Here is a 17924-nt window from a genome sequence, read left to right as displayed (position 1 = left end):
ACGCCGCCGAATGTCGATAGGACATTTTCTTTTACAAAACCTGTGTCGCTATTTTTATCACTTCGGGCTTGGCCGGGACCGCTGCGACACCGCGCCACGCTCGACCTTGGTCGACAAAGACGAAGCGCGGCCATCGTGCGAGACTGCGCGTTATCGATACAGTGTGGAATTTGATATGTCGCTGTCCAGCGGGCTGATTGCGGCCGTTGCTCTTACCTATATGGCCATCATGTTCGCCATCGCCTTCTACGGCGACCGCTACAGCGCGTCGCTGCGCCCGACCATGCGTGCCTGGGTCTACAGCCTGTCGCTGGCGGTGTACTGCACCAGCTGGACGTTTTTCGGCGCAGTGGGTCAGGCCGCCGAGCAGTTGTGGTCGTTTCTGCCGATTTATCTGGGGCCCATCGTGCTGATGGTACTGGCACCCTGGGTGCTGCAAAAAATGGTGCTGATCAGCAAGCAGGAAAACATCACCTCGATAGCCGACTTCATCGCGGCTCGCTATGGCAAGTCCCAGTCCCTGGCGGTGATGGTGGCGCTGATCTGCCTGATCGGCATGCTGCCGTACATCGCGTTGCAGCTCAAAGGCATCGTGCTGGGGGTGAATATCCTGATCGGTGCCGTGGCTGACTCCACCGGCACCCGCGCGCAGGACACCGCGTTGGTGGTGTCGCTGATTCTCGCGCTGTTCACCATCGTCTTCGGCGCACGCAATCTGGATGTCACCGAACACCATCGCGGCATGGTGCTGGCCATTGCCTTCGAGGCGCTGGTCAAGCTGTTTGCGTTCATGGCGGTCGGCGTATTCGTCACGTTCGGCCTGTATGACGGATTCGACGACCTGTTCAATCAGGCCAAACTCGCGCCACGTCTCGAGGAATACTGGAAAGACACGATCAACTGGCCGTCGATGTTCGTGCAGACCGGCGTGGCGATGATGGCGATTGTCTGCCTGCCCCGCCAGTTCCACGTGACGGTGGTCGAGAACATCGAGCCTCAGGACCTGAATCTCGCCAAATGGGTGTTCCCGGCGTATCTGGCGCTGGCTGCACTGTTCGTGGTGCCGATTGCACTGGCCGGACAAATGCTCCTGCCGGGCTCCATGCTGCCCGACTCGTTCGTGATCAGCCTGCCGCTGGCTCACGCTCACCCTTCACTCGCGCTGCTGGCCTTCATTGGCGGAGCATCGGCGGCAACCGGCATGGTGATCGTCGCCTGCGTAGCGCTGTCGACGATGATTTCCAACGACATGCTGCTGCCGTGGCTGTTAAGACGCAAAAACACCGAACGGCCGTTCGAAGCGTTTCGTCACTGGATGCTTTCCGTCAGACGCATCAGCATCGTGATGATTCTTCTGCTGGCCTACGTCAGCTACCGGATGCTCGGGTCGACGGCCAGTCTGGCGACCATCGGCCAGATCGCCTTTGCCGCGATCACCCAGCTGGCTCCCGCCATGTTTGGTGCGTTGTACTGGAAGCAGGCCAATCGGCGTGGTGTATTTGCAGGCCTGGCGGCCGGTATCTTCATTTGGTTCTACACCCTCGTGCTGCCGGTGGCGGCGCATGGCATGGGCTGGTCTTTGAGCACTTTCCCACTGCTCTCCTGGCTGCACAGCAACCCGTTCGACCTGCCTATCTCGCCGATGACCCAGGGCGTGGTGCTGTCGATGGCCGGCAACTGCACGTTGTTCGCCTGGGTGTCGATGCTGTCGCGCACGCGAGTGGCCGAGCACTGGCAGGCGGGTCGTTTCATCGGCCAGGAAACCCAGGGACGCGACTTCAGCCGCCCGCTGCTTGCGGTACAGATCGAGGACCTGCTCAGCCTGTCGGCACGCTTCGTCGGTGAGGACCGCGCGCGGCAGAGTTTCATCCGCTTCGCCCAACGGCAGGGCAAGGGTTTCAACCCCAGCCTGAATGCCGACGGAGAATGGATCGCGCATACCGAGCGACTGCTGGCCGGCGTGCTCGGCACCTCTTCGACCCGCGCGGTGGTCAAGGCTGCTATCGAAGGTCGCGACATGCAGCTGGAAGACGTCGTACGCATCGCCGACGAAGCCTCCGAAGTACTGCAGTTCAACCGCGCGCTGCTGCAGGGTGCTATCGAAAACATTACCCAGGGCATCAGCGTGGTCGACCAGTCCTTGCGTCTAGTCGCCTGGAATCGTCGCTACCTTGAGCTGTTCAATTACCCTGAAGGCCTGATCGGCGTTGGCCGGCCGATTGCCGACATCATCCGTTACAACGCCGAGCGCGGACTCTGCGGGCCGGGCGAGGCAGAAGTTCACGTTGCGCGGCGTCTGCACTGGATGCGCCAGGGCCGCGCTCACACCTCGGAACGGTTGTTTCCCAATGGGCAGGTGATCGAGCTGATTGGCAACCCGATGCCGGGCGGCGGCTTCGTCATGAGTTTCACCGACATCACCGAGTTCCGCGCCGCCGAGCACGCCCTCAAAGGCGTCAATGAAAGTCTTGAGCAACGGGTAGCCGCACGTACCCACGAATTGTCCCAGCTCAACCAGGCGCTGACCGAAGCCAAGGGCACCGCTGAAGCCGCCAACGAATCGAAGACCCGTTTCCTGGCCGCGGTGAGCCACGACCTGATGCAGCCGTTGAACGCTGCACGACTGTTCTCCGCCGCGCTGTCACATCAGCAGGAAGGGATTTCCAGCGACGCCCAGCAACTGGTTCGGCACCTGGACAGCTCGCTGCGCTCTGCCGAAGACCTGATCAGCGACCTGCTGGATATTTCCCGCATCGAAAACGGCAAGATCACCCCGGATCGCCAGCCGTTCCCGCTCAGCGCGCTGTTTGACACCCTCGGTGCCGAATTCAAGGCGCTGGCTCAGGAGCAAGGCCTGAGTTTTCGTGTGCGCGGCAGTTCACTGCGCGTCGACAGCGATATCAAGCTGTTGCGCCGGGTGTTGCAGAACTTTTTGACCAACGCTTTCCGCTATGCCAAAGGTCCTATTCTGCTGGGTGTCAGGCGCTACGGTGACAGCCTGAGCCTGGAAGTCTGGGACCGGGGGCCGGGCATTCCCGAAGACAAGCGCAAGGTGATCTTCGAAGAATTCAAACGCCTCGACAGCCACAAGACTCACGCGGCCAAGGGGCTGGGCTTGGGGCTGGCGATCGCCGATGGTTTGTGCCGCATCCTCGAGCATCCTTTGCAGGTGCGCTCATGGACCGGCAAAGGCAGCGTATTCAGCGTCCGGGTACCGCTGGCCGCGCCCCAGGCTGCACTCCCCGCAACACTGCCTGAAGTCAGCCGCCCCGCGCTGAACGGCACACAGGTGCTGTGTGTCGACAACGAAGACAGCATCCTGATCGGTATGCACAGCCTGCTGTCACGCTGGGGCTGTCAGGTCTGGACCGCGCGCAATCGCCAGGAATGCGAAGCGCTGTTGAACAATGGCGTTCGACCGCAGATTGCCCTGGTGGATTACCACCTGGATGAAGGCGAAACCGGTACTGAACTCATGGTCTGGCTGCGTACCCGACTGGGTCAACCGGTGCCGGGCGTGCTTATCAGTGCCGATGGGCGTGCGGAGTTGATCGCTCAGGTGCACGCGGCGGGGCTCGATTACCTGCCCAAGCCGGTCAAGCCTGCAGCGCTGCGCGCACTGTTGAGCCGGCATGTGAGTCTGGACGGGTAACGGAATGCCGGTTGTTCGCAGAGGCCTCGAACAACCGGATCAGGGGAAAACCGGAAACACTGTCGCTTAACCAAACAACCAGTAGCCCAGCAGCGTCAGTACCGCCACGGCCAGAACAGGGCGCAATATGCGATAAGCCTTAGGGTTGGCGCGCTTGAACTGCTTGACCTTGCCACTGAAGCCATCACTGAAACGCTTGCTGAACGCATACGCCTGGTTGATTCCGCCGACGCGCTCGTCGTCGAGGTTCTGCGGAGCGGTGGCGCGCCCCAGAAACGCGCTGACACTGCGGTTCATACGGGTCATGAAGCGGTTGGTCAGCGGACGCTCGATGTCACAGAACAGAATCACACGAGTCTGGTCGGTCTCGTTCTTGACCCAGTGAACGTAGGTCTCATCGAACATGACGTCCTGACCGTCACGCCAGGCGTATTCCTTGCCATCGACGAAGATCCGGCAGTCATCGGAGTTGGGCGTGGACAGGCCCAGGTGATAGCGCAGCGAGCCGGCAAACGGATCGCGGTGCGGATTGAGGTGACTGCCACCCGGCAACAGCGCGAACATCGCGCCCTTGACGTTGGGAATGCTGTTGACCAGTTCGACTGTTTTCGGGCACAGCGCCTCGGCAGACGGCAAGGCCTTGTCGTACCACTTCAGGTAAAAGCGCTTCCAGCCCTTTTTGAAGAACGAGCCAAAACCGGCGTCGTTGTTTTTCTCCGCCGCCCGAATATAGCCTTCGTCGAACAGGTGCATGGCTTCGTCGCGAATGGTTTCCCAGTTGTCCTTGAGGACGTCCAGTTCAGGGAATTTGCTGCGGTCCAGATACGGCTCGGACGGCACGCGGGAAAACAGGTACATCAGTGCGTTGTACGGTGCGAACAATGCCGAATGGTTGACGAACTGCCGCAACAGTGGCAATCGGGCCCGACCGCGCAAATGAACGTACAGCGTGCTGCCCAGAAACAGCATCAGGATCGATGCCTTGGCAACAAATGAAAGGGTCATGAAGCTCTCCTTGAAGCGGGCAGATAACGCCAAACGTCACGCGGGCAGTGCTGATGCATGATTCTGAATAATGACTGGAGCGCCGGGCGGACAGCGCTGATCGTCCGGCGAGTCGTAAGCTGGCCATCATAAACCCTTGCGTTGCCCGCATGAAGTGCGCGCTTGCGAAGATGTGTTACTGGGAAAGCTCCTGATCGGTAAACAGATCGCTGAACAGCATGCTCGACAGGTAACGTTCGCCGGAGTCCGGCAGGACCACCACGATCGTCTTGCCCTGCATCTCCGGCTTTTCAGCCAGACGGACGGCAGCCGCCATTGCCGCGCCGCAGGAGATACCGCAGAGAATGCCCTCCTCCTGCATCAGACGCCGCGCCATGGCCTTGGACTCTTCATCGGTGACACGCTCCACCCGGTCAACAATCGACAGGTCGAGGTTTTTCGGGATGAAGCCGGCACCGATGCCCTGAATCTTGTGCTGGCTGGGCGTGATCGTTTCACCGGCCATCGCCTGGGTGATGATCGGCGAACCGTCCGGCTCGACCGCGACCGACAGGATCGGTTTGCCTTCGGTGTGCTTGATATACCGGGAGATACCGGTGATAGTCCCGCCAGTTCCTACGCCTGCCACCAGGACATCGATGGCACCGTCGGTGTCTGCCCAGATTTCCGGGCCAGTGGTTTTTTCATGAATGGCCGGGTTGGCCGGGTTTTCGAATTGCGCCGGCATGAAATATTTCCCGGGGTTGCCTGCCAGCAGTTCTTCGGCCTTGGCAATCGCGCCTTTCATGCCCTTGGCCGCTTCGGTCAGCACCAGTTCTGCGCCCAGTGCCTTGAGTACCTTGCGACGTTCTATGCTCATGGAAGCGGGCATGGTGAGCATCAGCTTGTAGCCACGGGCAGCGGCAACGAAGGCCAGACCGATGCCGGTGTTGCCCGAGGTCGGCTCGACGATGGTCATCCCCGGCTTGAGCCTGCCGCTGCTTTCGGCGTCCCAGATCATGTTGGCGCCGATACGGCATTTGACGGAATAACCCGGATTACGCCCTTCTATCTTGGCCAGAATGGTGACACCGCGCGGCGCAATACGGTTGATCTGCACCAACGGTGTATTACCGATGGAATGGGCGTTATCAGCGTAGATACGGCTCATGAGGGTGTCCTTGTGCACATCGGTTAAAGACCCAAAGCCTATGCCGCCAACTGTGGGGCGTCCAGTCTGACCGAACGGATGACGGCGCAAGCAGTCAATCCTTCATTGAAACAGGAGACTCATGTCATGAAACGTCGCTACAGCTGGCCGCTACGGACCCTGGCCGCTTTGGTAGTCCTGCTGATCGCTGTCAATATCGCTCTGCCGTATCTGGTGCGTGACTATCTGAACGACAAACTGGCCGATATGGGTGACTACCGCGGCGAAATCACCGATGTGGACCTGGCACTGTGGCGAGGGGCGTACCGGATCAAGGGCTTGAAGATCGTCAAGACCGATGGCAAGGTCCCGGTGCCCTTCTTTGACGCGCCGATGATCGAACTGGCAGTCAGCTGGCACTCACTCTGGTATGACCATGCAGTGGTCGCGAAAGCCCTGTTCACTGGCCCGCAGATCAACTTCGTGGACGGCGGCAGCAAGCAGGACTCGCAGACCGGTCAGGGCACCGACTGGCGTACCCAGATGAACAAGTTGCTGCCTATCACCCTCAACGAATTGCGCATCGACGACGGGCGTATCACGTTCAATAACTTCAACTCCACGCCCAAGGTAAAAATCGAGGCGGATCAGGTCAATGCCAGCATCTATAACCTGACTAACGTGGTCGACGTGGAAGGCAATCGCGATGCCGAGTTCAAGGGCAAGGCGCGCCTGCTGGGCCACGCCGATCTGGAGAGCACAGCCAGATTCGACCCGTTCAGCAACTTTGAAGACTTCGACTTCAAACTGCGCGCTACCGGTATCCAGCTCAAGAAACTCAACGACTTCTCGTCGGCCTACGGCAAGTTCGATTTCAACGCCGGCGATGGCGACGTGGTGATTGAAGCGCAGGCCGACAAAGGCCAGCTCAAGGGCTACATAAAGCCGCTGTTGCGCAATGTGGACGTATTCAACTGGCAGCAGGATGTCGAAAACAAGGACAAGGGCGTTTTCCGTTCGATCTGGGAAGCGCTGGTCGGTACCAGCGAAACCGTGTTGAAAAACCAGCGGGAAAACCAGTTCGCCACACGCGTCGACCTCAGCGGCAGCGTTCATCAGCAGGACATCAGCGGCTTCCAGGCGTTTCTGCAGATCCTGCGCAATGCGTTCGTGCAGGCATTCAATGCGCGCTATGAGAGCAGCAAGGGTTCCTAGCGTGCTTTTTTGTCTTTGCCGTAGACGCCCCGCTCTTCGGCGGCCTGTGCCTGTTGCTGCAAAGCATCCCAGCCCAGGCAAGCCAGCGCTAGGGTGCGTGGTGTCGGCTCGCGGGAGTTGCTGTAGCGGGTGATGCTGCGCGGGCTCACACCCAATGCTTTTGCGGCCTGAGCCAGGGGCAAACCCGTGCGGGCCCGCCACCCGATGAAAATACGCGTGTTTTCATCGGTGGCCGCTTGAGCCTGAGCGTCAAGGTACAAGGTATCGGCACCGATCTGGATATCCGGCTCCGGCCATTCAACCGTCCAGCCATCATCGCCCACCTGGGCCTGGGCAAAGGCATCGGCAGCGATCAAAGGCCGTAACCCAGGAAAAGTCTGCACATCCGCGCTCATGTCGAGCACGAATTGCTGATCGTCGATGAACGTCAAGGCTAGTCGATATCCGGACTGGGCCTGAACCTCCTTGAGCCGTGGGCGTTTCATGGATGCCATCGTTTCCATTCCTCCATCAGTTCGTTACGGTGAGTTCGTATCCATTCAAGAGCTTCCCTTAACACAACAGCCGGTGCGGTTCCGCGCATGGGCTCTACAAGCTCAAGGCAAATCAGCACGTCCAGCCCTCCACCGGTCAGGTGAACATGCGGCGGCAGGTGGTCTTTTTCTCTCAGCTGAATCCTGTATTTATCCCTGAATCTGTATTTGGTCGACATGGCACGCATGGTATCGCCAAATTAGCCATACCAGAAGCAGCGTTACAATTTAGACCCGGTCACAGCGTGACGCGCCATTCAAGAACTGAATGAGGCGTCTTCGTTCACAGCACTCGGGCAGCCACGTTATAGTCAGGGCATTGCTTGCCCCTCTTACGGCGTGCGTGCCGACCGGTTACGCGCGCCCACGCGAAAAGGATGGATCAATGAAGTTCGAAGGTACGCCGGCCTACGTTGCCACCGACGATCTCAAGCTGGCGGTCAACGCGGCCATCACGCTGGAACGTCCACTGCTGGTCAAGGGCGAGCCCGGCACCGGTAAGACCATGCTCGCCGAGCAACTGGCCGAGTCCTTCGGCGCGAAACTGATTACCTGGCATATCAAGTCCACGACCAAGGCCCATCAGGGCCTGTACGAATACGATGCGGTGAGTCGTCTGCGCGACTCGCAACTGGGCGTCGACAAGGTCCACGACGTACGCAATTACCTGAAAAAGGGCAAGCTCTGGGAAGCCTTCGAGTCCGAGGAGCGTGTGATTCTGCTGATCGACGAAATCGACAAGGCCGATATCGAGTTCCCCAACGACCTGTTGCAGGAGCTCGACAAGATGGAGTTCTACGTTTACGAGATCGATGAAACCATCAAGGCCAAAAAGCGACCGATCATCATCATTACCTCCAACAACGAGAAGGAGCTGCCGGATGCCTTTCTGCGTCGCTGCTTCTTTCACTACATTGCCTTTCCGGATCGGGCCACGCTGCAACGCATCGTCGATGTGCATTACCCGGACATCAAGAAAGACCTGGTGAGCGAAGCGCTGGATGTATTCTTTGACGTGCGCAAGGTGCCGGGGCTGAAGAAGAAGCCCTCCACATCCGAGCTGGTCGACTGGCTGAAGCTGCTGATGGCCGACAACATCGATGAAGCCGTGCTGCGCGAACGCGATCCGACCAAGGCGATTCCGCCACTGGCCGGCGCGCTGGTCAAGAACGAGCAGGACGTGCACTTACTGGAACGTCTGGCGTTCATGAGCCGTCGCGGCAATCGCTGATCGTGTCTATCCAACCTGCCATGTAAAAGGGCAACAGCCATGCTGCTCAACCTGTTCAACGAAATGCGCGCGGCCAAAGTGCCGGTGTCTCTGCGTGAACTGCTGGACCTGATCAATGCGCTGAAACAGCGGGTCGTCTTCGCCGACATCGATGAGTTCTATTTTCTGGCGCGCACGATTCTGGTCAAGGACGAGCGCCATTTCGACAAGTTCGACCGGGCCTTCGGCGCATATTTCAATGGCCTGGAAAATCTCGACGAGCATTTGCAGGCGTTGATCCCGGAAGACTGGCTGCGCAAAGAGTTCGAGCGTTCGCTGACGGACGAGGAACGCGCGCAGATTCAGTCGCTGGGCGGCCTCGACAAACTGATCGAGGAGTTCAAGAAACGCCTGGAAGAACAGAAGGAACGCCATGCCGGTGGCAACAAATGGATCGGCACCGGTGGCACCAGCCCGTTCGGTTCGGGTGGCTATAACCCGGAGGGCATCCGCGTCGGCGATGCAGGCGAGCGCAAAGGCAAGGCCGTCAAAGTCTGGGACCAGCGCGAATATAAAAACCTGGACGATCAGGTTGAACTGGGGACACGCAATATCAAGGTGGCCCTGCGTCGCCTGCGCAAGTTCGCTCGTCAGGGTGCTGCGGATGAACTGGACATCGACAGCACCATCGATCACACCGCACGCGATGCGGGCCTGCTGAACATTCAGATGCGCCCGGAGCGGCGCAACACCATCAAGTTATTGCTGTTGTTCGACATCGGCGGCTCGATGGATTCGCACATCAAGGTCTGTGAAGAGCTGTTCTCCGCGTGCAAGACCGAGTTCAAGCATATGGAGTATTTCTATTTCCATAACTTCATCTATGAATCGGTGTGGAAGAACAATCAGCGCAGAAGCTCGGAGCGGACTGCCACCCAGGACCTATTGCACAAGTATGGCGAGGACTACAAAGTGATTTTCATTGGCGACGCCTCAATGGCGCCCTATGAAATCACCCAGCCCGGCGGCAGTGTCGAACACTGGAATGAAGAGGCGGGCTATGTATGGATGCAGCGCTTCATGGCCAAATTCAAGAAGATCATCTGGATCAACCCCTACCCGAAAGATGCCTGGGACTACACCACCTCGACGCATATCGTGCGTGATTTGATCGAGGGGCAGATGTATCCGCTAACCCTTAGCGGTCTGGAAGAAGGCATGCGTTACCTGGCGAAATGAAATAAGGCTGCTGCCAATGCTGTACAAGCCGGTCATCGACCGGCCTGTACCACCCGACCAGCAGCATGATCATTTTGAACACCCGAACTACGCTGACAGTTCCACACAACCAATCAGACGCAAAAGTGCTGATTGAGTAGGTCGTTTTGCAGTTACTCCATCGTTTTGCCTGAGCAGCCGTCGCGACGTCGCGGGTTACTTATGAACGAAACGCTCGGGATCATGCAGCCTTACTTTTTCCCCTACATCGGTTACTTCCAGCTCATTGCGGCGGTCCAGCGCGGGCTGGTCTTCGACATCGTCAAATACAAACGCAAAAGCTGGATGAACCGCAATCGGGTACTGGGCAGCAAAGGCGACTGGCAATACATCAATGTTCCGGTCTGTGTCAGCGAGGGCGCACTGATCAAGGACGCGACCATCATCGACCTTGCCTGTGCCCACCGACGAATCACGAATCAGCTCGAACACTATCGAAGCAAGGCACCCTACTTTCGGGAAACCTTGCAGGTGGTCGAACAGACATTCGGCACACCTGCCACCCACCTGTGTGAACTCAACACACGCGCGCTGAAAGTGGTCTGCGAGTATTTAGGCATAAGCTTTAACTGGGAAAGCTGTGCAGCGATGAACCTTGATCTGCCGCCCATTGAACATGCGGGCCAATGGGCGCTGGAAATAAGCACCGTGCTGAAAGCGCGCCAGTACATCAATGCCACAGGTGGACGCGAAATCTTCATACCCGGCGAGTGGCAGGAAAGAGGCATAGAACTGAGGTTTCTCGAGCCCGCTTCATTCAGTTATTCCACGGGACCTATGAATTTCGTCGAAAACCTTTCAATCATCGACGTGCTGATGTGGAACGCACCTGAAACAGTACTCACCTATCTACGCAATGAAACACGGGCAGTCATATGAACTGCCCACCAATGTTTCGCTACGCCCCGACCCAGAGTCAATTCCAGTCGCGTTCGAGCTGAGGCTTGCGTCGTCCGCCGTGGACCACCCAGCCAAGCAACAGCACGAAGCTTTCGATCACCAGCGCCAGCAGCAATGCGCTGATGATGCCCCAGGCAATCACTTCCGGGGCCAGCAGAACTTGCCACGTATAACCATTGAAGGTCTCGCGACGGATATCCGGATCGGAAGAGGTAGCCACGAAGATGGCTTTGGAATACCAAGGTCCCTGAAGCCCGAGCCACTGACGCTCAAGGATGTGCGTGCGGTTCATCAGGGTGTCGATGGTGTCCGCATCGCTGCGGAAAACCGGGTCCTCACTGCTGCGATAGTGCTGGATCAGCGCCTGGATATCGCCCTTGAAGAACTGCTGCGCAGTAGCGGTATAGCCCTTGACGGCTTGCTGCGCCTCGATCAGATGCGCTTCGACACGCTTGCTGTAATCACTGATGAAACCGGGAATCTGTACCCCGAACAGCAGGCCCATGGTGAACAGGACCAATCGCAGATAACTTCGCAGCATTAATATCCCTCTTCTTTTTTGTCCATTAAGCCGATGTGATGGTGTCTTACGACCTGGCCGTCTCGGTGACGGTGCCGACCGAACCTTGCGCCACGCTCTCGCCCTTGCGCCACAGGCTCCACTGGCCCGGTTCATAGCGGTTCCAGTTTTCGTTCTCGGTCAAGGGTTCGGTCGCGATGACCGTGACCACGTCGTGCGGTGTGGTTTCAGCCTGAAAATCGACAATCACGTCGACATCTTTCAACCTTGCCGGACCGAACGGAGCTCGGCGGGTGATCTGAACCAGTTTGGTACTGCAAAAGCAAAACAGCCAGTCACCGTCGCTCAACAGGCAGTTGAACACGCCCTTACTGCGGTATTCAGCACACGCCTGGATCAACGTGGGCAGCAATTCCTCGACGTCGACGGGCTCGGGAAAGGCTTCGCGGACGCGATTGAGCAAGTCGCAGAATGCCGCTTCGCTGTCGGTATCGCCCACCGGCCGGTAAAAAGTAACGCCCGGGGTGAAATCCGCCAATTGGCCGTTATGGGCAAAGCACCAGTTACGGCCCCAGAGCTCACGCACGAAAGGATGGGTATTGGACAGGCAGACCTTGCCGACGTTGGCCTGACGAATATGGCCGATCACGACTTCGCTCTTGATGGGATAACGCTGCACCAGTTGGGCGACTTCCGATTCACTGCTGGCTGCCGGGTCCTGAAACAGGCGCAGGCCACGGCCCTCGTAGAAGGCAATGCCCCAGCCATCGCGATGCGGACCGGTGCGGCCGCCACGCTGCATCAGCCCGGTAAAGCTGAAGACTATGTCGGTCGGGACATTGGCGCTCATGCCCAGTAGTTCACACATGCTCAGGTTCTCGCTTCAAGACGTTTTGCAGCAGGTCATGCGCCGCAGGTCGCGGCGCTTACCAACGAAGCGGGATCTACAAACGCGGCTCGACCCGCGCAGCCCTGGTCGGCGCAAGAGGCGCAGCGTTCTTGCGAGCGTAGTGATCGTCTTCGGCGAAAGGTTCGTCAGCAGGGTCTGTTTCGACGGGCTGGGCCGCAGGCTTGGGCTGGCGAGCCTTGCGGCTGCGTTCGATCGGCCAACGGATCAGCACGAACAGCAGGTACGCGGCGAAGGCGAACATGCCATACATGGCCAGGTCCGACACGGCGGTCCAGACGTTGCTGCCGACCTTGAACATCAGGTCAAGCGCGGTGATCGCCACGGCTGGCGCCATCGCATCCTTGGCAGGGTCGACCATGGTCGGCGTAAACAGCAGCACCGCGACCGCCACCAGCAAAGGCTCCTTGAGATACCGCCACATCCAGCGGGTCATCAGAAACCATACCAGCAGGCAACCCAACGCGGCGAAGGCGTAGACGCTCCAGGCGATCAGATAGTCGTTTTCGGTCATGACGTCCGTGGTAAGCCAGGTAAAGAGGCGCTTATGATAACGGCTTTTGCCTGACGCGGCTTGCCTCGCTTCAGTATTCGGTTCAGCGTGTACCGATATTTTCCTGATTGATGCCTTAACAGAGAGCCCAGCATGTCCTTCTCGAATGCAACCTCCAGCGCCCCGATCGCTCGCAAGGCCGACGGTCCCGACCCTTATGCCTGGCTGCAGAACCGCGACACCGACGAAGTGCTCGACTACCTCAACGCCGAAAACGCCTGGCAGGAGCAGCAACTGGCAGAGCAGGCCGGGTTGCGCGAAAGCCTGTTCGAGGAAATCAAGGGCCGCATCCTCGAAACCGACCTGTCGCTGCCCTCCCCCTGGGGCCCGTACCTTTATTACACCCGCACCACACAAGGCGACGAATACGCCCGTCACTACCGCTGCCCGCGCCCGGCCGACGACAGCAACACGGTGGATGAAAGCGCCGAGGAATTGTTGCTCGACCCTAACGAGATGGCCGATGGCGGCTTTTTCTCGCTGGGTGCATTCAGCATCAGCCCTGACCACCAGCGTCTGGCCTACAGCCTGGACACCAGTGGCGACGAGGTGTACGAGCTTTACGTCAAGGAACTGAGCACCGGTCAGATCAGCAGCCTGCCCTTCGAAAACTGCGACGGCAGCATGACCTGGGCCAACGACAGCCAGACCCTGTTTTTCGGCGAGCTGGACGAAACCCATCGCCCGGGCAAGCTGCATCGCCATACCTTGGGAACGGCATCGGCCGAGTTGGTGTTCGACGAGCCGGACGGCCGCTTCTTCCTGCACTGTTTCCGCAGCAGTTCCGAGCGCCAACTGATCATTCTGCTCAACAGCAAAACCACCAGCGAAGCCTGGGTGCTGGACGCCGATCATCCGCAACAGGCCTTCACCTGCCTCGCACCGCGCAGCGAAGGTCACGAATACTACCCGGACCACGGACTGCTCGATGGCGTCTGGACCTGGTTCATCCGCAGCAATCAGAGCGGCATCAACTTCGCGCTGTATCAAGCAGCGCAACAAGCCAGTGGCGTACCGGTGCGCGAGGACTGGCAGACGCTGGTCGCGCACGACGACAAGGTCATGCTCGAAGGCGTCAGCCTCAACGCCAAAGGCATCAGCCTGAGCCTGCGCGAGGGTGGCCTGCCGATCATCGAAGTACGTCCTCAGGCGCTGCCGACCTATCGCGTCCAGCTGCCTGATGCCGCCTACAGCCTGTATGTGCAGGACACGCTGGAATTCGACAGCGACAAAATCCGCCTGCGCTACCAGTCGTTGAACCGGCCAGCCCAGGTCCGTCAACTGACCCTGGCCAGCGGCGAGCAGGTGGTGCTCAAGGAAACCCCGGTACTGGGCACCTTCGACGCCGATGCCTACGTCAGCCAGCGTTTGTGGGCCACGGCCAGCGATGGCACCCAGGTGCCGATCAGCCTGGTGGTCAAGCGCGAACTGGCCGGACAGGCCACCCCGCTGTATCTGTACGGCTACGGCGCCTATGGCGAGAGCCTCGACCCGTGGTTTTCCCACGCCCGTCTGAGCCTGCTCGACCGTGGCGTGGCGTTCGCCATTGCCCATGTGCGCGGCGGCGGCGAGCTGGGCGAGGCCTGGTATCGCAACGGCAAGCAGGAACACAAACAGAACACCTTCGGCGATTTCATTGCCTGCGCCGAACACCTTGTCGCCCAAGGTCTGACCAGCGCCGAACAGCTGGTGATCAGCGGTGGCAGCGCCGGTGGCCTGCTGATCGGTGCAGTACTCAACCAGCGGCCCGAGCTGTTCAAGGCAGCGATTGCCGAAGTGCCGTTCGTCGACGTGCTGAACACCATGCTCGACCCGGACCTGCCGCTGACCGTCACCGAATACGACGAATGGGGCAACCCGCAGGAGCCCGAGGTCTACGCGCGCATCAAGGCTTATGCGCCCTACGAAAACGTCACGGCCCAGGCCTACCCGGCCATGCTGGTCATCGCCGGTTACAACGACAGCCGCGTGCAGTATTGGGAAGCCGCCAAATGGGTCGCGAAGTTGCGCGCCACCAAGACCGACGACAATCCATTGCTGCTCAAGACCGAACTGGGTGCAGGGCACGGTGGCATGAGCGGTCGCTATCAGGGCTTGCGTGATGTGGCGCTGGAGTACGCGTTTATCTTCAAGGTATTGCAGATCGCTGAATGAACTTGGTGTGAAACACCTGTCTTACTAGGATCGGGGGCAGCGGAGTTGCCCCTTTGTCAGGATTACCAGACCTCACATGTCAGAACCACTGTCCAACCTGAACAACGCCATACGCGACATGCTGCTGGATTGCGGCCTGTTCGACACCCTGCTGCCGGGCGATTTCTTTACCGTAGCCGGCTATTTCAGCATTACCGATATCGATAAGGGCGAGACTATTTTCGCCGAGGGCGATGCCGGAACCTTCATGTGCATCATCCATCAAGGCACCGTGTCTGTGCAGAAGCTTGCTGCAGACGGTCAACAGGTGGAAATCGCCGTTCTGCGGCGCGGACGCGCTTTTGGAGAAATGGCAGTGCTGGATGGCGAGCGCCGTTCGGCCAGTTGTATCGCTGCCACCAGTTGCCAGCTATTGAACCTGGGCCGTGATTCACTGGACAAGATGCTCGAGGACGCGCCGAAAATCGCCGCCAAGATCATTCGCGCCTTGGCCATCTCGTTGTCCAAGCGCCTGCGCATGGTCGATGGTCAATTACTCTCCCAGCAGGTGTGAGTTTGCCCATCTGGCGCTAAACTTGCCGACATTCCGCTTTCAATGCGCACACGCACAGGTGACACCATGAGCACGGCCAATCCCCCTTCCCATACTGCCAAGCTGGACCGCATCCTGGCCGACGCCCAGCGCGACCGCGAGATGGGCTACCGCGACAAGGCGCTGCGCATGTACCCGCATGTTTGCGGCCGCTGCGCGCGCGAGTTCGCAGGCAAACGCCTCAGCGAACTGACCGTACACCACCGCGACCACAACCATGACAACAACCCGCAGGACGGCTCCAACTGGGAGCTGCTGTGCCTGTATTGCCACGATAACGAGCACTCGCGCTACACCGATCAGCAGTACTTCGCCGATGGCTCCCTGGGCAGTCCGAAAACCGCCAAGGCCACCCACAACCCGTTCGCAGCACTGGCCGGGCTGATGAAAAAGGACGAGTGACCTTCGGTACGACCGACCAGCCACGCTCCCCGCCCTACCCGCACTTCCCCTGGCCTGCGGCCACCCGACCGACCGGATACTTTGTCATGCCCACCCGAACCTCAAGACGAACCTTTGTGAAAGGGCTGGCCGCCAGTGGCCTGCTCGGCGGCCTGGGGCTGTGGCGCAGCCCGGCGTGGGCGGTTGCCAATCCGGGGCAGCCCAACGGGTTGTCCGGCACCGAGTTCGATCTGTATATCGGCGAAACCCAGGTCAACATCACCGGCAGTGCCAGGACAGCGCAGACCATCAACGGTGGCATCCCTGGCCCGCTGCTGCGCTGGCGCGAAGGCGACACCGTGACCCTGAGGGTCAAGAACAGGCTCGACGAAGCCACATCCATCCACTGGCACGGCATCATCCTGCCGGCCAACATGGACGGCGTGCCGGGGCTGAGCTTTGACGGCATTGCGCCGGATGGCCTGTATGTCTACCGCTTCAAGGTCAGGCAGCACGGCACCTACTGGTATCACAGCCACTCTGGCTTCCAGGAACAGTCGGGGGTCTACGGGCCGCTGGTGATCGACGCAAAAGAGCCGGAGCCGTTCGAGTACGATCGCGAACACGTGATCATGCTCAGCGACTGGACCGACGAAGAGCCGGTCCAACTGATGAAAACGCTGAAGAAACAGTCCGATTACTACAACAATAACCAGCGCACCGTCGGCGACTTCATTAACGACGTGGGTGAAAAAGGCTGGAGCGAGACCACCAGGGATCGGTGGATGTGGGCGAAGATGAGAATGGACCCGACCGATCTCGCGGATGTCAGCGGCGCAACCTACACCTACCTGATGAACGGTCAGGCGCCGAACATGAACTGGACCGGGCTGTTCAAGCCTGGCGAACGGATCCGACTGCGGCTGATCAACGGCTCGGCAATGACGTACTTCGACGTGCGCATCCCGGGCCTGAAGATGACCGTGGTGGCCAGCGACGGCCAGCACGTCAAGCCGGTGACCGTCGACGAGTTGCGCATCGCAGTGGCGGAAACCTTCGACGTGATTGTCGAACCGGCGGAAGGTGCCTATACCCTGTTCGCCCAGTCGATGGACCGCACCGGTTACGCCCGTGGCACCCTGGCCAGCAGGCCCGGCCTGCAGGCTGTCGTGCCGCCTCTCGATCCACGCCCGCTGTTGAGCATGGATGATATGGGTATGGCGGGCATGGAGCATGGCAGCATGAACCACGCCGCAGCCCCGGCAACGCACGACATGTCAGGCATGGACCACAGCAAGATGGGCCACGACGCGATGCCCGCAATGGACCACGCGCAGATGCCGGCCAGGAAAACGCCGACCCCGCAATCGCACCCAGAAAGCGAAAACAACAACCCACTGGTCGACATGCAAGCCATGAGCACCTCGCCCAAGCTCGATGATCCGGGCATCGGCCTCCGGGGCAATGGCCGCAGAGTCCTGACCTACGCCGACCTGCGCAGCACCTTCGAAGACCCGGACGGCCGCGAGCCGAGCCGCACGATCGAGCTGCACCTGACCGGGCATATGGAAAAATACGCCTGGTCGTTCGACGGTGTGAAGTTCTCGGACGCCAAACCGTTGATGCTCAAATACGGTGAGCGGGTGCGTGTCGTGCTGGTCAACGACACGATGATGACCCACCCCATCCATCTGCATGGCATGTGGAGCGACCTCGAAGATGAAAACGGCCGGTTCATGGTGCGCAAACACACCATCGACATGCCACCGGGGTCACGCCGCAGCTACCGCGTGACCGCCGATGCGCTGGGCCGTTGGGCTTATCACTGCCACATGCTGTACCACATGGAAATGGGCATGTTCCGCGAAGTTCGGGTGGAAGAATGAGGACCTTGA

Annotated in this window: 16 protein-coding genes; 9 read left to right on the top strand and 7 right to left on the bottom strand. The window is 59.5% G+C overall.

The genetic code is table 11. The annotated features are described in order from the left end of the window. Positions 1 to 175 precede the first annotated feature (175 nt). Entirely contained in the window at positions 176 to 3652 is a 3477-nt protein-coding gene (locus JOE39_RS01525; RefSeq protein ID WP_210078017.1) for a PAS domain-containing hybrid sensor histidine kinase/response regulator, read from the top strand. Between the two features lie 66 nt (positions 3653 to 3718). Here the strand turns inward: JOE39_RS01525 and JOE39_RS01520 are convergent, their stop codons facing one another. Beyond that, positions 3719 to 4657, bottom strand: coding sequence for an aspartyl/asparaginyl beta-hydroxylase domain-containing protein (locus tag JOE39_RS01520; protein ID WP_024648339.1), 939 nt, complete (start codon positions 4655 to 4657; stop codon positions 3719 to 3721). Positions 4658 to 4832: 175 nt separating this feature from the next. After that, the gene (gene cysK / locus JOE39_RS01515; RefSeq protein ID WP_024664561.1) at positions 4833 to 5807 is read right to left on the bottom strand and encodes a cysteine synthase A; all 975 of its coding nucleotides are present in this window, start codon (positions 5805 to 5807) and stop codon (positions 4833 to 4835) included. Between the two features lie 126 nt (positions 5808 to 5933). Here cysK and JOE39_RS01510 point away from each other — a divergent pair, with 126 nt between their 5' ends. Beyond that, a complete protein-coding gene (locus tag JOE39_RS01510) occupies positions 5934 to 7001 on the top strand; it encodes a DUF748 domain-containing protein (protein WP_024639949.1) in 1068 nt (355 codons plus the stop codon). On the opposite strand, the gene JOE39_RS01505 is transcribed toward JOE39_RS01510, so the two are convergent. Beyond that, positions 6998 to 7486 carry a DUF2442 domain-containing protein gene (locus JOE39_RS01505; protein WP_024683811.1) on the bottom strand — a complete coding sequence of 163 codons (489 nt, stop codon included), beginning with the start codon at positions 7484 to 7486 and terminating at the stop codon, positions 6998 to 7000. The genes JOE39_RS01510 and JOE39_RS01505 overlap by 4 nt on opposite strands. Then, a complete protein-coding gene (locus JOE39_RS01500; protein ID WP_074952281.1) occupies positions 7483 to 7713 on the bottom strand; it encodes a DUF4160 domain-containing protein in 231 nt (76 codons plus the stop codon). Before JOE39_RS01500 ends, JOE39_RS01505 begins: the two co-directional genes overlap by 4 nt. Before the next feature lie 206 nt (positions 7714 to 7919). Here JOE39_RS01500 and JOE39_RS01495 point away from each other — a divergent pair, with 206 nt between their 5' ends. The 3 genes from JOE39_RS01495 to JOE39_RS01485 all read left to right on the top strand — a co-directional run bounded on the left by JOE39_RS01495 (position 7920) and on the right by JOE39_RS01485 (position 10901). Further along, positions 7920 to 8765: a MoxR family ATPase gene (locus JOE39_RS01495; protein WP_161420782.1), complete on the top strand. Its 846-nt coding sequence runs from the start codon at positions 7920 to 7922 to the stop codon at positions 8763 to 8765. A 39-nt stretch (positions 8766 to 8804) separates the two neighbouring features. Then, positions 8805 to 9983, top strand: coding sequence for a VWA domain-containing protein (locus JOE39_RS01490; RefSeq protein WP_003317418.1), 1179 nt, complete (start codon positions 8805 to 8807; stop codon positions 9981 to 9983). Between the two features lie 201 nt (positions 9984 to 10184). Further along, the gene (locus JOE39_RS01485; RefSeq protein WP_003390925.1) at positions 10185 to 10901 is read left to right on the top strand and encodes a WbqC family protein; all 717 of its coding nucleotides are present in this window, start codon (positions 10185 to 10187) and stop codon (positions 10899 to 10901) included. Between the two features lie 37 nt (positions 10902 to 10938). Here JOE39_RS01485 and JOE39_RS01480 read toward each other — a convergent pair whose 3' ends face one another. The 3 genes from JOE39_RS01480 to JOE39_RS01470 form a co-directional block, all read right to left on the bottom strand. Then, complete coding sequence (locus JOE39_RS01480; RefSeq protein WP_003390926.1) at positions 10939 to 11463, bottom strand: DUF2937 family protein; 525 nt, start codon at positions 11461 to 11463, stop codon at positions 10939 to 10941. Positions 11464 to 11509: 46 nt separating this feature from the next. Continuing rightward, on the bottom strand, positions 11510 to 12310 hold the full coding sequence (locus JOE39_RS01475) for a class II glutamine amidotransferase (protein WP_017279581.1): 801 nt from the start codon (positions 12308 to 12310) through the stop codon (positions 11510 to 11512). A gap of 76 nt (positions 12311 to 12386) precedes the next feature. Next, the gene (locus JOE39_RS01470) at positions 12387 to 12863 is read right to left on the bottom strand and encodes a hypothetical protein (protein ID WP_010420532.1); all 477 of its coding nucleotides are present in this window, start codon (positions 12861 to 12863) and stop codon (positions 12387 to 12389) included. A gap of 132 nt (positions 12864 to 12995) precedes the next feature. Here JOE39_RS01470 and JOE39_RS01465 point away from each other — a divergent pair, with 132 nt between their 5' ends. From JOE39_RS01465 to JOE39_RS01450, 4 genes are all read left to right on the top strand, one after another. Continuing rightward, positions 12996 to 15056 (top strand): S9 family peptidase, encoded by a 2061-nt coding sequence (locus tag JOE39_RS01465; RefSeq protein WP_210078019.1) that lies wholly within the window; start codon positions 12996 to 12998, stop codon positions 15054 to 15056. Positions 15057 to 15132: 76 nt separating this feature from the next. Continuing rightward, entirely contained in the window at positions 15133 to 15609 is a 477-nt protein-coding gene (locus JOE39_RS01460; protein ID WP_003345583.1) for a cyclic nucleotide-binding domain-containing protein, read from the top strand. Positions 15610 to 15675: 66 nt separating this feature from the next. Next, positions 15676 to 16050, top strand: coding sequence for a YajD family HNH nuclease (locus tag JOE39_RS01455; protein WP_003317410.1), 375 nt, complete (start codon positions 15676 to 15678; stop codon positions 16048 to 16050). A gap of 86 nt (positions 16051 to 16136) precedes the next feature. After that, entirely contained in the window at positions 16137 to 17915 is a 1779-nt protein-coding gene (locus tag JOE39_RS01450; RefSeq protein ID WP_210078021.1) for a copper resistance system multicopper oxidase, read from the top strand. Positions 17916 to 17924 lie beyond the last annotated feature (9 nt).

Source organism: Pseudomonas sp. PvP100 (genome assembly GCF_017833055.1).
In the GTDB taxonomy this organism is placed as follows: Bacteria; Pseudomonadota; Gammaproteobacteria; order Pseudomonadales; family Pseudomonadaceae; genus Aquipseudomonas; species Aquipseudomonas syringae.
This window is presented reverse-complemented; position numbering and strand designations above follow the sequence as displayed.